Annotated in this window: 14 protein-coding genes and 1 tRNA gene; 10 read left to right on the top strand and 5 right to left on the bottom strand. The window is 45.3% G+C overall.

All coding sequences use genetic code 11. The features are described from left to right. Position 1 precedes the first annotated feature (1 nt). Together INT76_RS08140 and purR are read left to right on the top strand one after the other, a co-directional pair. On the top strand, positions 2–892 hold the full coding sequence (locus INT76_RS08140; RefSeq protein WP_212569950.1) for an aminoglycoside phosphotransferase family protein: 891 nt from the start codon (positions 2–4) through the stop codon (positions 890–892). A gap of 90 nt (positions 893–982) precedes the next feature. After that, positions 983–1,795 carry a pur operon repressor gene (purR, locus tag INT76_RS08145; RefSeq protein WP_212569951.1) on the top strand — a complete coding sequence of 271 codons (813 nt, stop codon included), beginning with the start codon at positions 983–985 and terminating at the stop codon, positions 1,793–1,795. Positions 1,796–1,844: 49 nt separating this feature from the next. Here the strand turns inward: purR and INT76_RS08150 are convergent. The 3 genes from INT76_RS08150 to INT76_RS08160 form a co-directional block, all read right to left on the bottom strand. Next, a protein-coding gene (locus tag INT76_RS08150; RefSeq protein ID WP_212569952.1) for an IS3 family transposase occupies positions 1,845–3,193 on the bottom strand; the annotation gives its coding sequence in 2 pieces (ribosomal slippage) (positions 1,845–2,743 and positions 2,743–3,193; 1,350 coding nt in all). Between the two features lie 58 nt (positions 3,194–3,251). Continuing rightward, on the bottom strand, positions 3,252–4,127 hold the full coding sequence (locus tag INT76_RS08155; RefSeq protein WP_212569953.1) for an RluA family pseudouridine synthase: 876 nt from the start codon (positions 4,125–4,127) through the stop codon (positions 3,252–3,254). Position 4,128: 1 nt separating this feature from the next. Continuing rightward, positions 4,129–5,097 carry an NAD(P)/FAD-dependent oxidoreductase gene (locus tag INT76_RS08160; RefSeq protein ID WP_212569954.1) on the bottom strand — a complete coding sequence of 323 codons (969 nt, stop codon included), beginning with the start codon at positions 5,095–5,097 and terminating at the stop codon, positions 4,129–4,131. A 153-nt stretch (positions 5,098–5,250) separates the two neighbouring features. Between INT76_RS08160 and pbp2a the strand changes: the two genes are divergently transcribed. The 4 genes from pbp2a to nusG all read left to right on the top strand — a co-directional run bounded on the left by pbp2a (position 5,251) and on the right by nusG (position 8,482). Further along, positions 5,251–7,446, top strand: a complete 2,196-nt coding sequence (gene pbp2a / locus INT76_RS08165) for a penicillin-binding protein PBP2A (protein ID WP_212569955.1) — start codon at positions 5,251–5,253, stop codon at positions 7,444–7,446. A 48-nt stretch (positions 7,447–7,494) separates the two neighbouring features. Next, positions 7,495–7,647 (top strand): 50S ribosomal protein L33, encoded by a 153-nt coding sequence (rpmG, locus tag INT76_RS08170; RefSeq protein ID WP_075099028.1) that lies wholly within the window; start codon positions 7,495–7,497, stop codon positions 7,645–7,647. A 9-nt stretch (positions 7,648–7,656) separates the two neighbouring features. Next, positions 7,657–7,833 (top strand): preprotein translocase subunit SecE, encoded by a 177-nt coding sequence (gene secE, locus INT76_RS08175; RefSeq protein WP_212569956.1) that lies wholly within the window; start codon positions 7,657–7,659, stop codon positions 7,831–7,833. A 109-nt stretch (positions 7,834–7,942) separates the two neighbouring features. After that, positions 7,943–8,482, top strand: a complete 540-nt coding sequence (gene nusG, locus INT76_RS08180; protein WP_212569957.1) for a transcription termination/antitermination protein NusG — start codon at positions 7,943–7,945, stop codon at positions 8,480–8,482. A gap of 82 nt (positions 8,483–8,564) precedes the next feature. On the opposite strand, the gene INT76_RS08185 is transcribed toward nusG, so the two are convergent. Then, positions 8,565–8,635 (bottom strand) — tRNA-Cys (locus INT76_RS08185). Between the two features lie 198 nt (positions 8,636–8,833). Between INT76_RS08185 and rpsB the strand changes: the two genes are divergently transcribed. From rpsB to INT76_RS08200, 3 genes are all read left to right on the top strand, one after another. Further along, positions 8,834–9,616: a 30S ribosomal protein S2 gene (gene rpsB / locus INT76_RS08190; RefSeq protein ID WP_212569958.1), complete on the top strand. Its 783-nt coding sequence runs from the start codon at positions 8,834–8,836 to the stop codon at positions 9,614–9,616. A gap of 94 nt (positions 9,617–9,710) precedes the next feature. Further along, the gene (gene tsf, locus INT76_RS08195; RefSeq protein WP_212569959.1) at positions 9,711–10,751 is read left to right on the top strand and encodes a translation elongation factor Ts; all 1,041 of its coding nucleotides are present in this window, start codon (positions 9,711–9,713) and stop codon (positions 10,749–10,751) included. Between the two features lie 167 nt (positions 10,752–10,918). Next, entirely contained in the window at positions 10,919–13,198 is a 2,280-nt protein-coding gene (locus tag INT76_RS08200) for a PL29 family lyase N-terminal domain-containing protein (protein ID WP_212569960.1), read from the top strand. 73 nt (positions 13,199–13,271) lie between these two features. On the opposite strand, the gene INT76_RS08205 is transcribed toward INT76_RS08200, so the two are convergent. Next, positions 13,272–13,610: a DUF6568 family protein gene (locus tag INT76_RS08205; protein ID WP_212569961.1), complete on the bottom strand. Its 339-nt coding sequence runs from the start codon at positions 13,608–13,610 to the stop codon at positions 13,272–13,274. Between the two features lie 153 nt (positions 13,611–13,763). On the opposite strand from INT76_RS08205, the gene INT76_RS08210 reads away from it, so the two are divergent. After that, the gene (locus tag INT76_RS08210; RefSeq protein WP_212569962.1) at positions 13,764–14,222 is read left to right on the top strand and encodes a CtsR family transcriptional regulator; all 459 of its coding nucleotides are present in this window, start codon (positions 13,764–13,766) and stop codon (positions 14,220–14,222) included. The last annotated feature ends 1 nt before the right edge of the window (position 14,223 follow it).

Raw genomic sequence — 14,223 nt, forward strand, 5'->3', positions numbered from 1 at the left:
GATGGTGCAGACACGTCTGGTAGAGATGCGGCCCATACACAAGGGCTGGTCTAAAGATAAAAAATACTATGCTTTGGACGAGCGAGGACAAGCCTACTTACTTAGGGTGTCAGACTTGGACATGCTAGAAGCAAGGCAGGCGAATATTGCTTTCTTGCAAGAGGCTCAAAAAATGAATTTGCCTCTTCCGATTCCGGTCGAGCTGGACTGCAATGGGCAAGAAGTGCACCTCTTACTCCAGTGGATTGACGGGGAAGATTTGTCCAGCTCCCTTGCTCGGTTGACGCCGGACGAGATTTATCGCCATGGTCTGGAAATGGGTCGCACCTTGCAACACTTGCATCATCTTGCTATTGATCAAACCCGCTTGGACTGGTCTAGTTTCTACCAGAAGAAAATTGATGCCAAGTTGAAGGCCTACAAAGCCTGTCCAGAACTCTACGAGGACGGGCAGGTCTTGGTGGACTTTGTGGAGCAGCATCGCCATCTCTTAGAAGGCAGACCTATTGCCCACCAACATGGAGACTTTCATATCGGCAATATGCTCTTGGGTAAGGACAATCGGGTCTATCTAATTGATGTTGATCGACAGGATGTCGGAGATCCTTGGGAGGAATTCAATCGGATTTTTTTCACGGTGGAGGTTTCGCCACTTCTAGCTTCCGCCATGTTGGACGGCTATTTTGAGGGCAACATTCCTTCAGATTTCTGGCAGCTATTGGCGCTTTATGTGGCAACGAATTGTCTGGGTTCTCTGCCTTGGGCCTATCAGGTTGATCCCTTGCAGGTGCCCGTCATGCGAGAACAGGCCAAGGCTATTTTGTCCTGTTACCGACGGATGCAGGTGACAGTGCCAAGCTGGTATCAGGGATTTTCTGAAAACGATAAATAAAACGAAAAAGATGAACCTTTTAGACAAAAAAGGTTCGTTTTTTACTTTCCTTATGTTATAATAGTAAAAAAGTGAAAAAGGAAACAAATTATGAAGTTGAGAAGAAGTGAACGTATGGTTGTGATTTCCAATTACCTGATCAATCACCCGTACGAATTGACCAGCTTGAATACCTTTGCGGAGAAATACGAGTCGGCAAAATCATCGATTTCAGAAGATATTGCCATTATCAAAAAGGCTTTTGAACAAAGTTCTATCGGCCAGATTGAAACCATCACAGGCGCTAGCGGGGGAGTTGTATTTACTCCTTCTATCTCAAGGGAAGAGTCTATCGCTATCGCTGAAGAGCTACGCAAGCAGATGGCAGAGAGCAATCGTATCCTGCCAGGCGGCTACATCTACTCATCCGACTTGCTTTCTACTCCCCATATTTTGAAAAATGTTGGACGTATTATCGCGGACAGTTTCAAGCATGAAAAGATTGATGCTGTTATGACCGTTGCAACAAAAGGGGTTCCTTTGGCGAATGCAGTGGCCAACGTTCTCAATGTACCGTTTGTCATTGTTCGTCGCGACTTGAAAATCACAGAAGGCTCAACCGTTTCGGTCAATTATGTATCAGGCTCTAGCGACCGCATCGAGAAAATGTTCCTCTCCAAGCGCAGTCTCAAGGCTGGCAGCCGCGTCCTGATTGTAGACGACTTCCTGAAAAACGGAGGTACCATCAACGGGATGATCAGTCTTCTCTCAGAGTTTGACAGCAGTCTTGCAGGCGTTGCCGTATTTGCAGAAAACCAAAAAGGCGACCGCAGTGTGAGCAACTACAAATCCCTTTTGGCCGTGACCGACATCAATGTCAAAGAAAACAAGGTTTCTGTTGAGTTGGGAAATATTTTTGATTAGTTAAAAAGACAGGTTTTTGAAGTGACCCCAAAAAGTTAGACAGTATATTTTAAGTGAAGGATTGAGTTCTGTATTGTACAGGGCTCAGTCCTTTTAATGTTAGTTTGATACGTCTGTTGTTGTAGTAATCAATATAATCTGAAATAGCTTGTTTCAACTGGTCTAGTGATCGAAAACTCTTCTCAAATCCATAAAACATCTCTGTCTTAAGTGTGCCAAAGAAAGATTCCATCATCCCATTATCTAAGCTATTACCCTTACGAGACATAGACGGTTTCATGTTGTGTTCCTTTAGAAACTGGTGATAGTAGCTGTGTTGATACTGCCAGCCTTGGTCACTATGAAGAATAGCCCCTTGATAATCTTGCTTAGGAAAGGCTTCCTCAAGCATATCTCTTAATTGTTTTAAATTCGGTGATGTTGATAGATTATAAGCGATAATTTCACTGTTATAGCCATCAAGAACTGGTGATAGATACAATTTCTGATGACTAGCAGGAATCGAAAACTCCGTGACATCAGTGTAGCACTTTCTAAGTGGTTGAGAGGCACTAAACTGACGATTGATGAGATTAGCTGCTTTCTTGCCAACTTCTCCCTTGTAGGAATTATAGCGACGTTTAGTCCGTATCCTTGCCTTTAATCCCAAGTCTCTCATCAAGCGCTGAATCTTCTTGTGATTAATCCGATAGCCACGATTGCGTAACTCAAGATGAATTCTGCGATAGCCATAACGCCCTTTGTGTTCAGTATAGATGGCTTGAATCATCTCTTTTAACTCACTATTATTATCTTCCTTTGATAATCGCTTAAGCTGATAATAATAAGTTGAGCGAGCTAGCTTTAAGATAGCCAATAATAGCGATAAGGGAAATTCAGTAATTAGTCCTCGAATGATTTCTGTTGCTCTTTGAGCTTTGCTTCGTCCCTCAATCGGTATTCTCTCAGCTTTTTTAGCACAGCATTCTCCGCTCTAAGATACTCTAGTTCATGTTGGAGACGTTCTAACTCGGTCATCTCCTCAAGTTTTTTCTTTGGTTTACGTCTCATTTTGGCAGGTCTCCCTCGTTGTTTCTCAACAATAGTATACCCATTTTTCTTATATTGTGCTATCCAATTTGGAAGCATACCTTGATTTGGCAAGGCATAGTTTAAAGAAACCTCCAGTTGTGAGTAACCATTTAAGAGAACTTGGTCAATCATTTCTTGTTTTAAGTCTGGTGAGTAGTACCTGTTTTTTCCCTTACGGACAATCTCTGGACCATATTTATCCATGAGTTGTACCATATAGCGAAGATTAGATACGGTGATATTATAGGTTTGACTAATTTGCGACCAAGAATAGCCAGCTTGCTTCATTTGATAAATCGTTAGTTTATCTTCGTAACTTAATTTCATAGAAAAACACCCCCAAAGTTAGATTTTTTGTCTAACTTTGGGGGTGCAGTTCATTTTGTTAGTTGAAACCTGTCTTTTTTACTTCTCTTTCAAAACTTTCCGATCGTGCTTCCACGCTGATTTTTTCTAAGGTCAAGGGATGCGTCAAGCTCAATTTTTGGGCATGAAGCATCAGGCGAGGTGCGGAAATGGTACTATAAAGCGGATCGCCGATAATGGCATGGCCGTGGTGGGCTAAATGGACACGGATTTGGTGGGTTCGACCGGTTTGCAGGTGGCAGCTGACCAGACTGCTTTTGCCGGTCGTTTCCAGGCGACGAATCTCCGTCAGAGCTGCTTGCCCCTTGCGATTGTCCACCACTCGCTTTCTGCGGTCATGCCGGTCCCGTCCAATCTTATCGGTAATAGTCCAGTCTGTCATTTTTAGCTGGCCTTGGCAGAGGGCTAGGTAGTCACGGTAGATAACCTTGTCTTCCAAGAGCCGATTGAGAATGGGTAGGATAAAGGGATTTTTGGCAAAGAGAATGGCACCGCTGGTCTCCATATCGAGCCTGTGGACCACATAGCAGGTTTGACCAACGTAGCTCGATACATGGTTGAGCAGAGCGATTTCGTTCGGTTCATTGCCGTGTGTTTTCATGCCTTCGGGCTTATTGACGATGATGAGATGCTCATCTTGATAGAGTTCCTCCACCAAGTCCGCCTGTCCCAGAGGAATGCTTTTTTCGGGGTAATCTTCCTCGTCAAAGGTCAATTCTAGCAAGTCACCCGCCAAGATGGGACTCTGCCAGTTAATCAGCTCGCCGTTGACACGGACATGTTTCTTGGTGCGCAAGAAATGGCGGATTTTTCTCGGAATGAGGAAATAGTCTTCCAAGACCTCCTTGACCGTGAGGTCTGGAAAGGCTTGGGGAATAGGAATGGTAATTTTCATCTTATAGGCTGGTTGAGTGCTTTGGTTGCACTTTTTCATCTGGGTTGATATGGTTCATGGCATTGTTGACAGCTGTTGGGGCCTCTCCTAAACCAGTCGCAATCAAATCCACCTTGCCCTCGTAGTAGCAGCAGTCCCCAACCGCGTAGACACCTGGTAGGGAGGTTTCTTGTTTGCTATTGACGAGGATGCGGTGACGGTGGAGGTCTAGCCCCCATTCTTTCAGGGTTCCAACAGAAGATTTAAAGCCATAATTGACAAAGAGCTGATCAAAAGGCAAGGTCAGGGTTTCCTCGCTCTTGACCTTGGCCAGTTCAATATGGGTTGCTCTGCCATTTTCTTCGACCAAAGCCTTAGGCACATAAGGAGTATGGATGGCAACGCTAGAATTTTTGAGGTCAGCTACGCTATGTTCCAGAGCCCGGAAATTATCCCTGCGGTGAACAATGCTGGTTTTTTTGGCAATGTCTTCAAAGGCCAAGGACCAGTCTACGGCAGAATCACCGCCGCCCAAGACCACAATCTCCTGATCTGCATACTGCTGGATATTGGCAACATGGTAACGGACATTCTCAAAGTTGTCTGCTCCATCAATTTCTAGCGGACGTGGCTTGAAGGCTCCTCCTCCCATGGCGATGATGAGAGCCTTGGTCTGATGAATTCCCTTATTGGTCGTAAGGGTTATCACGTCACCCTGCTCGATACCTGTTAGGGTTTCGTTAAGACAGACAGTGGTATCAAAGGGGGCCAGTTGAGCCAGCAGGTTGTCAGTCAATTCCTGACCGGTCAAACTTGGAAAGGCAGGGATGTCTAAAATGGCCTTTTCAGGATAGAGAATAGCAGGCTGCCCGCCCAGCTGGGGCAGGGAGTCGATGAGTTTGACCTTGGCTTTGCGGAGGTGGGCATAAAAGGCGGTAAAGAGTCCGACCGGCCCGCCCCCAATAATGGTAATATCGTAAACGTGCGTCATGGTACTTCCTTCGTGTATAGAATGTTCTTATTTTATCACATTTTGAAAAAATTTTCTTCTGGTCAGCTGTGACAGGTCTAATCTGGTGTTTTTCTCTGCCAGCTGGAGCAAAATATTGTATAATGGTACAAAATCACTAGAAAGAGGTGTTCTATGGACGATTTACAACATCAACCGATTGAAGTTCCAGAAGATTTTCAAGCCGAATACGAGGGGCGCCCAACCCGCAGTCGTAGGGGAAATCGTGGACAGTCGGATAAGCCCAAGAAAAAATCTCGGATTCCAGAGCCCATTCGTAAGTTCTGGCGCCGCTACCAGCTGACCAAGATTTTGCTGATTATCTTGGGGGTCGGTATTTTGACGGTTGGGGGTTATCTCTTCTATCTAGCAAAGACAGCGAATGTCGGTGATTTGCAGCAGGCCCTTAAGGCAACGACCGTCATCTATGACAAAGACGGCAATGAGGCAGGTACCCTGTCTGGACAGAAGGGAACCTATGTGGAACTTGATGCGATTTCCGATCATCTGGAAAATGCCGTCATCGCCACTGAGGACAGGAGTTTTTACAAAAACTCAGGGATTAACTATTTGCGGACTATTCTGGCGGTTTTGACCCTTGGAAAATCAGGGGGCGGCTCCACCATTACCCAACAGTTGGCTAAAAATGCCTTCTTGACACAAGAACAGACCATCAGCCGCAAGGCCAGAGAATACTTTTTGGCACTTGAAATCAATAAGAAGTACAGCAAGGAAGAAATTCTAACCATGTACCTCAACAACGCCTATTTTGGAAACGGGGTCTGGGGTGTCGAAGACGCTAGCCTCAAGTATTTTGGTGTTTCTGCCAGTCAATTAACCCTAGAGCAAGCGGCCATGATTGTCGGATTGCTCAAGGGGCCTGAGATTTACAATCCCTACTATTCATTAGAAAATGCCGTCAACCGCAGGGACACAGTCCTGCAAAACATGGTCAACGCAGGCTATATTGATCAAGCCACTGCCGACGCCGGTTTTCAGGTAGATTTGGCTAGCCAGCTATACGATGCCTACGCAGGGAAACAGAGCAATTACAGTTATCCGTCCTATTTCGATGCTGTTATCGCAGAAGCCATTGACCGCTATGGCCTAAAGGAAAGCGACATCATCAACAATGGCTACCGCATCTACACCGAGATGGATCAAAATTCCCAGGCCAGTATGCAAATCATCTACAATGATGAAACCATGTTCCCGCAGTCCATCTATGACGGAACCTACGCCCAATCAGCCAGCGTAGCCCTTGATCCGACAACAGGTGGTGTCCGAGCGCTGGTTGGACGCATCAACAGTTCAGAAGATGCAGATTTCCGAAGTTTTAACTTTGCCACCCAGTCCAACCGTAGTCCGGGCTCGACCATCAAACCCCTAGTGGCCTACGCTCCAGCGGTAGCTGCGGGTTGGTCTATCAATCAGGAACTGGACAACCACACCGAAACCTACGGAGATTATACCCTCCACAACTACGATTACTCCACTTCCGAATCCATCCCTATGTATCAGGCCCTAGCTCTCTCCTACAACCTCCCGGTAGCCTCTATCGTCAATACACTGGGGATTGACCGCGCGTTTGAATATGGAGATAAGTTTGGTCTGGACATGAGCAATGTGGAAAAAGTGCTGGGTGTGTCCATCGGAAGCGGCGTGTCAACCAACCCTCTTCAAATGGCTCAAGCCTACTCGACCTTTGCAAATGGCGGCGTGATGAAAGACGCCCATCTGATTACCCGAATCGAAACAGCCAGCGGAAAAGTGTTGGTCAGCCACAAGGAAAGCAGTAGCCGTGTCATTGACAAGTCGGTTGCAGATAAGATGACCTCTATGATGCTAGGGACCTATACCAACGGTACAGGGGTTGTGGCAGATACAGCCAACTACTACATCGCAGGAAAAACCGGAACCACCGAAACCAGTTTCGATGTTAACGCCGTTAACGATCAATGGTACATCGCCTATACCCCAGATTTGGTGATTAGCCAGTGGGTCGGCTTTGAAACAACCGATGAACAGCATTATATTGACAGCTCCAACTATTGGAAGGCGCCAGCAGTCTTTCAAACGGTGGCCAATTCCATCCTGCCCAACACAGCAGGCACCCAGTTTACGGTAGAAAATGCCTATGTGCAAAACGGCATTGTTTCCATAGCAGAAGAGGATACCTCGTCTGAGCAAGCGACCAACCAAGACCAACTCAATGACATCACCAGTCGGGCTCAAAACCTCATTGAGGAAACCAAGCAAAATATCTTGGATGCCCAACTGCCAGAACGGGCCAAAACCCTGTGGGATACCTTTATTAGTTGGTTCCAGTAGTTGTCAAATGAAAAAAAACATGGTAGAATACTAAGGATGGAGGGCTTTATGGCATTAAAAAAAGCAAGCCTAGCGTGTGCTGTTTGCGGCTCTAGAAATTACTCAATCAAACTTTCTAGCAATCCCAAGCCCACACGATTAGAAGTAAATAAATATTGTAAGCATTGTGGACAATATACCATCCACAAAGAAACCAGATAGGAGTCAGACGTGAAATTTTTCAAAGATACGATTCAAATTTTGAAGGATACTTCTTGGCCAACCCGTAAACAAAGTTGGAAAGATTTCTTATCCGTTGTTGAATATACAGCATTCTTCGTGGCAGTGATTTATCTTTTTGACCTTGTTTTGTCAAAAGGCTTAATCAGCCTCATCAATCTTTTCTAGAAAATACTTGCAATTTCTAAAATTGTAGTGATATAATAAGGAAAAGCGAAAGCCCTCGGGCTTTTTTTAGCGTCTAAAAATGCAGCTTCCAAAAGAAAGGAAATAGCTTATGTACGATAGTTTTGATAAAGGCTGGTTTGTCTTGCAAACCTACTCAGGATATGAAAACAAGGTGAAAGAAAACCTGCTCCAACGTGCCCACACCTACAATATGCTGGAAAATATTCTCCGCGTGGAAATCCCTACACAGACAGTTCAAGTTGAGAAGAATGGCGAGGTCAAGGAAGTAGAAGAAAACCGCTTCCCAGGCTATGTCTTGGTGGAGATGGTGATGACAGACGAAGCTTGGTTTGTGGTTCGGAATACTCCAAACGTTACAGGTTTCGTAGGTTCACATGGTAACCGCTCAAAACCAACCCCGCTCTTAGAAGAAGAAATCCGTCAAATCTTGGTATCAATGGGTCAAACGGTTCAGGAATTTGACATTGATGTTAAAGTTGGTGATACAGTGCGTATTATCGACGGGGCCTTCACCGACTACACTGGTAAGATTACCGAAATCGACAACCATAAGGTGAAGATGATTATCTCCATGTTTGGAAACGACACGATTGCCGAGGTCAACCTCAGCCAAATCGCAGAATTGTAATAGTAAAAAAATCGCCTTCTCGTAGGAGGGCGATTTTTTGGGGCAAGAAAAAGCACCCAGAGGGCGCTGTGTTGTTATAAAAAGGCGGTAGACGGATTTGAACCGACGATCAAGCTTTTGCAGAGCCGTGCCTTACCACTTGGCTATACCGCCATAACAGAAACTATTCTACCGAAAAAAAAGCCGTACGTCAAGTGGAAATTCCTTGTCAAATGGGAAAAAATTTGGTATCATTATAGAGTTGCTTCGGCAGCAAATACTCATCCTATGACCAATCGTGGTCCTGTTGCCTACGGGTTGGCCTGCGAGCTGACGTCTAGGAGAGGAAAAAAACAAAAAGGAGAAATACTCATGGCAGTAATTTCAATGAAACAACTTCTTGAGGCTGGTGTACACTTCGGTCACCAAACTCGCCGCTGGAACCCTAAGATGGCTAAGTACATCTTCACAGAGCGTAACGGTATCCACGTTATCGACTTGCAACAAACTGTAAAATTGGCTGACCAAGCTTACGATTTCATCCGTGACGCAGCAGCAAACGACGCAGTTATCCTCTTCGTAGGTACGAAGAAACAAGCTGCAGAAGCAGTTAAAGACGAAGCTATCCGTTCAGGTCAATACTTCATCAACCACCGTTGGTTGGGTGGAACTCTTACAAACTGGGGAACAATCCAAAAACGTATCGCTCGTTTGAAAGAAATCAACCGCATGGAAGAAGAAGGCGTCTTTGAAGTCCTTCCTAAGAAAGAAGTAGCATTGTTGAACAAACAACGCGCTCGTCTTGAAAAATTCTTGGGTGGTATCGCTGACATGCCACGCATTCCAGATGTTATGTTCGTAGTTGACCCACACAAAGAGCAAATCGCTGTTAAAGAAGCTAAGAAATTGGGTATCCCAGTTGTAGCGATGGTGGACACCAACACTGATCCAGATGACATCGATGTGATTATCCCAGCTAACGATGACGCTATCCGCGCTGTTAAATTGATCACAGCTAAAATGGCTGACGCGATTATCGAAGGCCGTCAAGGTGAAGACAGCGTAGCAGCAGTTGAAGCTGAATTGGCAGCTGAACCAGCATCTGCAGAATCAATCGAAGAATTGGTTGAAGTTGTAGAAGGCGACAACGCGTAATTATCAGAAATTCGGGCTAAGCCCAAAAAAGAATCCTAAAGGGGCGGGGCGGTGCCCAGGCCCCTTATTTTATAAAAGAAAAAGGAGAACACTCATGGCAGAAATTACAGCAAAGCTTGTAAAAGAATTGCGTGAAAAATCAGGTGCTGGCGTTATGGACGCTAAGAAAGCCTTGGTAGAAACTGACGGTGACATCGAAAAAGCGATTGAATTGCTTCGTGAAAAAGGGATGGCTAAGGCAGCTAAGAAGGCTGACCGTGTAGCAGCTGAAGGTTTGACAGGTGTATATGTTAACGGAAATGTAGCAGCAGTTGTGGAAGTGAATGCTGAAACAGACTTCGTTGCGAAAAATGCTCAATTCGTTGACTTGGTTAATGCAACTGCAAAAGTGATTGCAGAAGGCAAACCAGCTGACAACGAAGCAGCACTTGCTTTGGTAATGCCAAGCGGCGAAACTCTTGGTGAAGCTTATGTTAGTGCAACAGCAACTATCGGTGAGAAAATCTCATTCCGTCGTTTTGCTCTTATCGAAAAAACAGACGCTCAAGCATTTGGTGCTTACCAACACAACGGTGGCCGTATCGGAGTTATCTCTGTTATTGAGGGTGGTGACGAAGCGCTTGCTAAACAAGTATCTATGCACATCGCTGCGATGAAACCAACTGTTCTTTCTTACACAGAATTGGATGAGCAGTTTGTGAAAGACGAGTTGGCACAGCTTAACCACAAGATTGAGCAAGATAACGAAAGCCGTGCGATGGTTGACAAACCAGCCTTGCCACTCTTGAAATACGGTTCTAAAGCTCAATTGACTGACGAAGTGATTGCGGCAGCTGAAGAAGCAATCAAGGCAGAATTGGCAGCTGAAGGCAAACCAGAAAAAATCTGGGACAAAATTATCCCAGGTAAGATGGAGCGCTTCCTTCTTGACAACACCAAGGTTGACCAAGCTTACACTCTTCTTGCCCAGGTCTACATCATGGACGATAGCAAGACAGTTGAAGCTTACTTGAACTCAGTAAATGCTTCAGTAGTAGAATTTGCTCGCTTTGAAGTGGGTGAAGGTATCGAGAAAGCTTCAAACGACTTTGAAGCAGAAGTAGCTGCAACCATGGCCGCAGCGCTTGGTAAATAATTTGCACTAAAACTAACGAGTTGCATTCAAAGCAGCTCGTTTTTTGATGCAGCAAAATGAAAATTTCAAGGAATTTTCCGAGAATATTGAAATAATATGTAAATAAAATTTTGTTGCAATTATACCTGTTCTAATGTAGTATGGTACATATAGAAAAGGAGGAATGTATGAACAAGAAGTTGTTTATTAGCTTTGTTGTAGCATTGATTAGTCTTGGGAGCTGGATAGGTGTGGAGGCTGCCGAAATTCGTGGCTTTGTCAAACAATTTACCAACGAACAGGCTCGGAGCTTTGTCCAACAGCCTAACGGCCGATTTTCGGCAACACAGCCAGCCTGGAGCCAGTCTGCTTATCTCAATCGGATTGCAGTAACCGTACAAGCCGCAGATGGGACAGTTGTGTACTCCGGTGAAACAGGAAATACCGCAACTGGGGTTGGGGGCTATTTTGCTGTGCCTAATTTGCCAGTCGGAACCTACACCATAACCTTGTCTGCCAATGATCTAACAGCCTTGCCTTTTGCTGTGGGAGCAACGGTTCAGCCACAGATGACGGTTTCTGTCCAATTGACTTCTGACTCAGAAATTAAGAACTTAAACTGGATTTTGGCAAGTCAATCAAAACGAATCCTTGCGCTCAGTAAGCGAGGCACTTTCCCTGGAGGCACTGCTGATGTGGATCAACTTGGGAACCCAGTCCACTACCGTATTTGGTACCAAGGAGGTGATGTAGCTTCCCTTTATACGCAGGCTGGTGTCAACTATGTTTACTTTAAGGGTGCGCTCTTCAATGACACCATTGGTCTTTATTCCAATGCGTTGACAGAGCCAACCCTATCAGCTGATGAAAAAGCCTATGGATGGGAGTTCAAGGGCTGGCGAATCAATCAAAGTGATGTGATATATAGCAGTGAGGAAGTTGGAAATACGCGTATTACGGCCGATATTATCCTAGAAGCGGTTTATGAAGCTCCGAGTTACACAGTCAGCTTTGCAACAGATGAAGAAAAGGGAACTATCAATGGCCAGCCGGTAGTTAGCTACACGGTGGAAGGAAATGGCTCGGCTGTCACTAATCTCGTAGGCGGTAGTCTTCCAGTAGCAACAGCTAAACCTGGCTACACCTTCCTTGGCTGGTATGCTGATCACACGACTAACCTTGTGGATGATGCCACCATTCTGGCAACTGGCGTCAAGAAAGACCTTACTTATTATGCAAAATACAAAAAAGATGCTCCAACACTCTCCATCGGTGCCAATGGCAATTGGTTTATTGATGGTGTAGATACTGGTAAACCATCACAAGGCCCTGCAGGAGCAGATGCTCAAGCATTGACTGTAACGGCAACGGATTTTGACGCTGCTGGGAATACAGTTGTTACCTTCTCGGATAATAGTCAAGTGACCATCAAGAAGGGGACAGACGGACAAAACGGTACCAATGGCACCTCTGTCACTATCCTTAGCACTAGTCAAGATGCAGCGGGCAATACAATCGTAACCTTCTCAGATGGCACGAGTATGCAAGTTAATAAGGGAGAAGATGCTAGGCCGTTAACCATCCTTGAAAGCAAGGAAGACGCGAATGGCAACACCGTTATCACCTTCTCAGACAAGAGTGTTGTCGTAGTCAAAAAAGGCCAAGATGCGACCGCTCCTAAGGTAGAGATTGGTACCAACGGCAATTGGTTTGTTAATGGTGTGGACACTGGTAAGCCTTCACAAGGGACATCAGGTCAAGACGGTCAATCCATTACTGTACAGGAAACAAGGTTAGATGCCAATGGGAATACGGTTGTAATCTTCTCAGACGGTACCAGTTTAACCATCCACAAGGGAGCAGATGCTCAGGCTCCGCAGATTCATATTGGAAGCAATGGCAACTGGTTTGTCAATGGTGTTGACACAGGAAAACCAGCTCAGGGGCCTAAAGGTCAAGATGGTGCAACCGGTCAGAATGGAAAAGATGGCCAATCTCTATCGATTGTTGAAACCAAACTAGACAAAGACGGTAATACTCTAATCGTTTTCTCTGATGGTAGCCAAGTCAGTGTCCATAAGGGACAAGCAGGCCAAGATGGTTCAAGTCCGGTCATCGCAATCAATGCAGACGGTTATTGGGTTATCAATGGCCAGTTAACGACAACCAAGGCAAAAGGAGAAGCGGGCCGTGACGGTCAGACGCCAACGATTGAAATCGGAAGCAACGGCAACTGGATTGTCAACGGGGCAGATACAGGGATTCCTGCTAAGGGAGTTGATGGTAAAGATGGGCAAGTTCTTGCTGCTGGCCAGTCTGCAACAGGAAATCCAGTAACAAACTTTGTCAAAGGCATTTTACCAGCAACAGGAACGGAACAAAATATAGCCTTGCTCCTATTGTTGGGTTCTGGTCTCATGTTGGGCGGAGGCTATGTGCTAGGCCGCCGCAAATCAAAAGGAGAATAAACTAAAAAAGCCATCTGGCTTTTTTAGACGAAGACAAACATCGTAATTGGTGTTTGTCTTTTTTATTTAGTGATTAAACCCCGACAAATTCCGCAATCTCTTCCTCTGTCATACTGGAGTCGCAGCGGACTTGGACGCCAGTTGGTTTTGCGACCAAGAGGCCTGGAACGGTTGGAACCTGATAGTGTTCACGTAGGGTTTGAAGTTCTGGACTTGGAGAGCTAGTGTCAAGAAAGTGGACTGTCAATTTTTTGTCTTGTGCGACACGGTGTAGTTTTGGAATAAACCGCTGGCAGTAAGGGCAGGTGGCGCGACCTAAAAATAGGATGCCTCCATCTTGTTTTTGAAGCAATTCTTGTGCTTGAGCAGGAGTAAGGGCGGTAAAATCTTGAGTTAAGGTTTGAAATGTCATTGTAGTCTCCTTGGAGGTTTTCTTTTTATTATAGGAAAAAAGACGGAGGAAAGCAAGATTTCGCTACGAGGATGGGGTGCGAGGCTTTTACTTTTAAAATTTGCCGTTTTAGGGTACAATAGTCAAAGAAAGTCAGAGAAAGAGGCGAGTCCTATGGCGATGAAAAATACATCCGACTATATTGAAGAACATATCAAGGCCATTTTGGAACAGGTTAATGTTGCTGAGTTGCGACGCAGTGAATTGGCCAGTCGTTTCGAGGTGGTGCCCAGTCAGATTAACTATGTGATTAAGACCCGATTTACAGCTAGCCGAGGCTATATTGTCGAAAGTAAAAGAGGTGGTGGTGGCTATATTCGTATTGGCCGAATTACCTTTTCAGACAAGCATGAACTAGTTCGCGATTTGCTTAAGAATATGGGCGACGAGTTATCTGCAACAGTCTTTACAGATATTTTGCAGCTATTGTTTGATGAAGGTTTGATGACGGAAAGAGAGGGCAATCTCCTTCTAGCAACTAGTAGCGATGAGGTGTTAGGCAGGGAGGCCAACCAAGTAAGAGCGCGGATGATGCGTCAAATCCTGCGCCGTTTAGATAGGAAAGAGGACTAAT

This window comes from Streptococcus oriscaviae (assembly GCF_018137985.1).
Lineage (GTDB): Bacteria > Bacillota > Bacilli > Lactobacillales > Streptococcaceae > Streptococcus > Streptococcus oriscaviae.

Excerpts from the sequence above, each read along its gene's own strand:
- purR (WP_212569951.1), top strand. The coding sequence starts at position 983 with ATGAAGTTGAGAAGAAGTGAACGTATGGTTGTGATTTCCAATTACCTG.
- INT76_RS08205 (WP_212569961.1), bottom strand. The coding sequence starts at position 13,610 with ATGACATTTCAAACCTTAACTCAAGATTTTACCGCCCTTACTCCTGCT.
- INT76_RS08140 (WP_212569950.1), top strand. The coding sequence starts at position 2 with ATGGTGCAGACACGTCTGGTAGAGATGCGGCCCATACACAAGGGCTGG.
- pbp2a (WP_212569955.1), top strand. The coding sequence starts at position 5,251 with ATGGACGATTTACAACATCAACCGATTGAAGTTCCAGAAGATTTTCAA.
- INT76_RS08155 (WP_212569953.1), bottom strand. The coding sequence starts at position 4,127 with ATGAAAATTACCATTCCTATTCCCCAAGCCTTTCCAGACCTCACGGTC.
- nusG (WP_212569957.1), top strand. The coding sequence starts at position 7,943 with ATGTACGATAGTTTTGATAAAGGCTGGTTTGTCTTGCAAACCTACTCA.
- INT76_RS08200 (WP_212569960.1), top strand. The coding sequence starts at position 10,919 with ATGAACAAGAAGTTGTTTATTAGCTTTGTTGTAGCATTGATTAGTCTT.
- tsf (WP_212569959.1), top strand. The coding sequence starts at position 9,711 with ATGGCAGAAATTACAGCAAAGCTTGTAAAAGAATTGCGTGAAAAATCA.
- rpmG (WP_075099028.1), top strand. The coding sequence starts at position 7,495 with ATGGCATTAAAAAAAGCAAGCCTAGCGTGTGCTGTTTGCGGCTCTAGA.
- INT76_RS08210 (WP_212569962.1), top strand. The coding sequence starts at position 13,764 with ATGGCGATGAAAAATACATCCGACTATATTGAAGAACATATCAAGGCC.
- INT76_RS08160 (WP_212569954.1), bottom strand. The coding sequence starts at position 5,097 with ATGACGCACGTTTACGATATTACCATTATTGGGGGCGGGCCGGTCGGA.
- rpsB (WP_212569958.1), top strand. The coding sequence starts at position 8,834 with ATGGCAGTAATTTCAATGAAACAACTTCTTGAGGCTGGTGTACACTTC.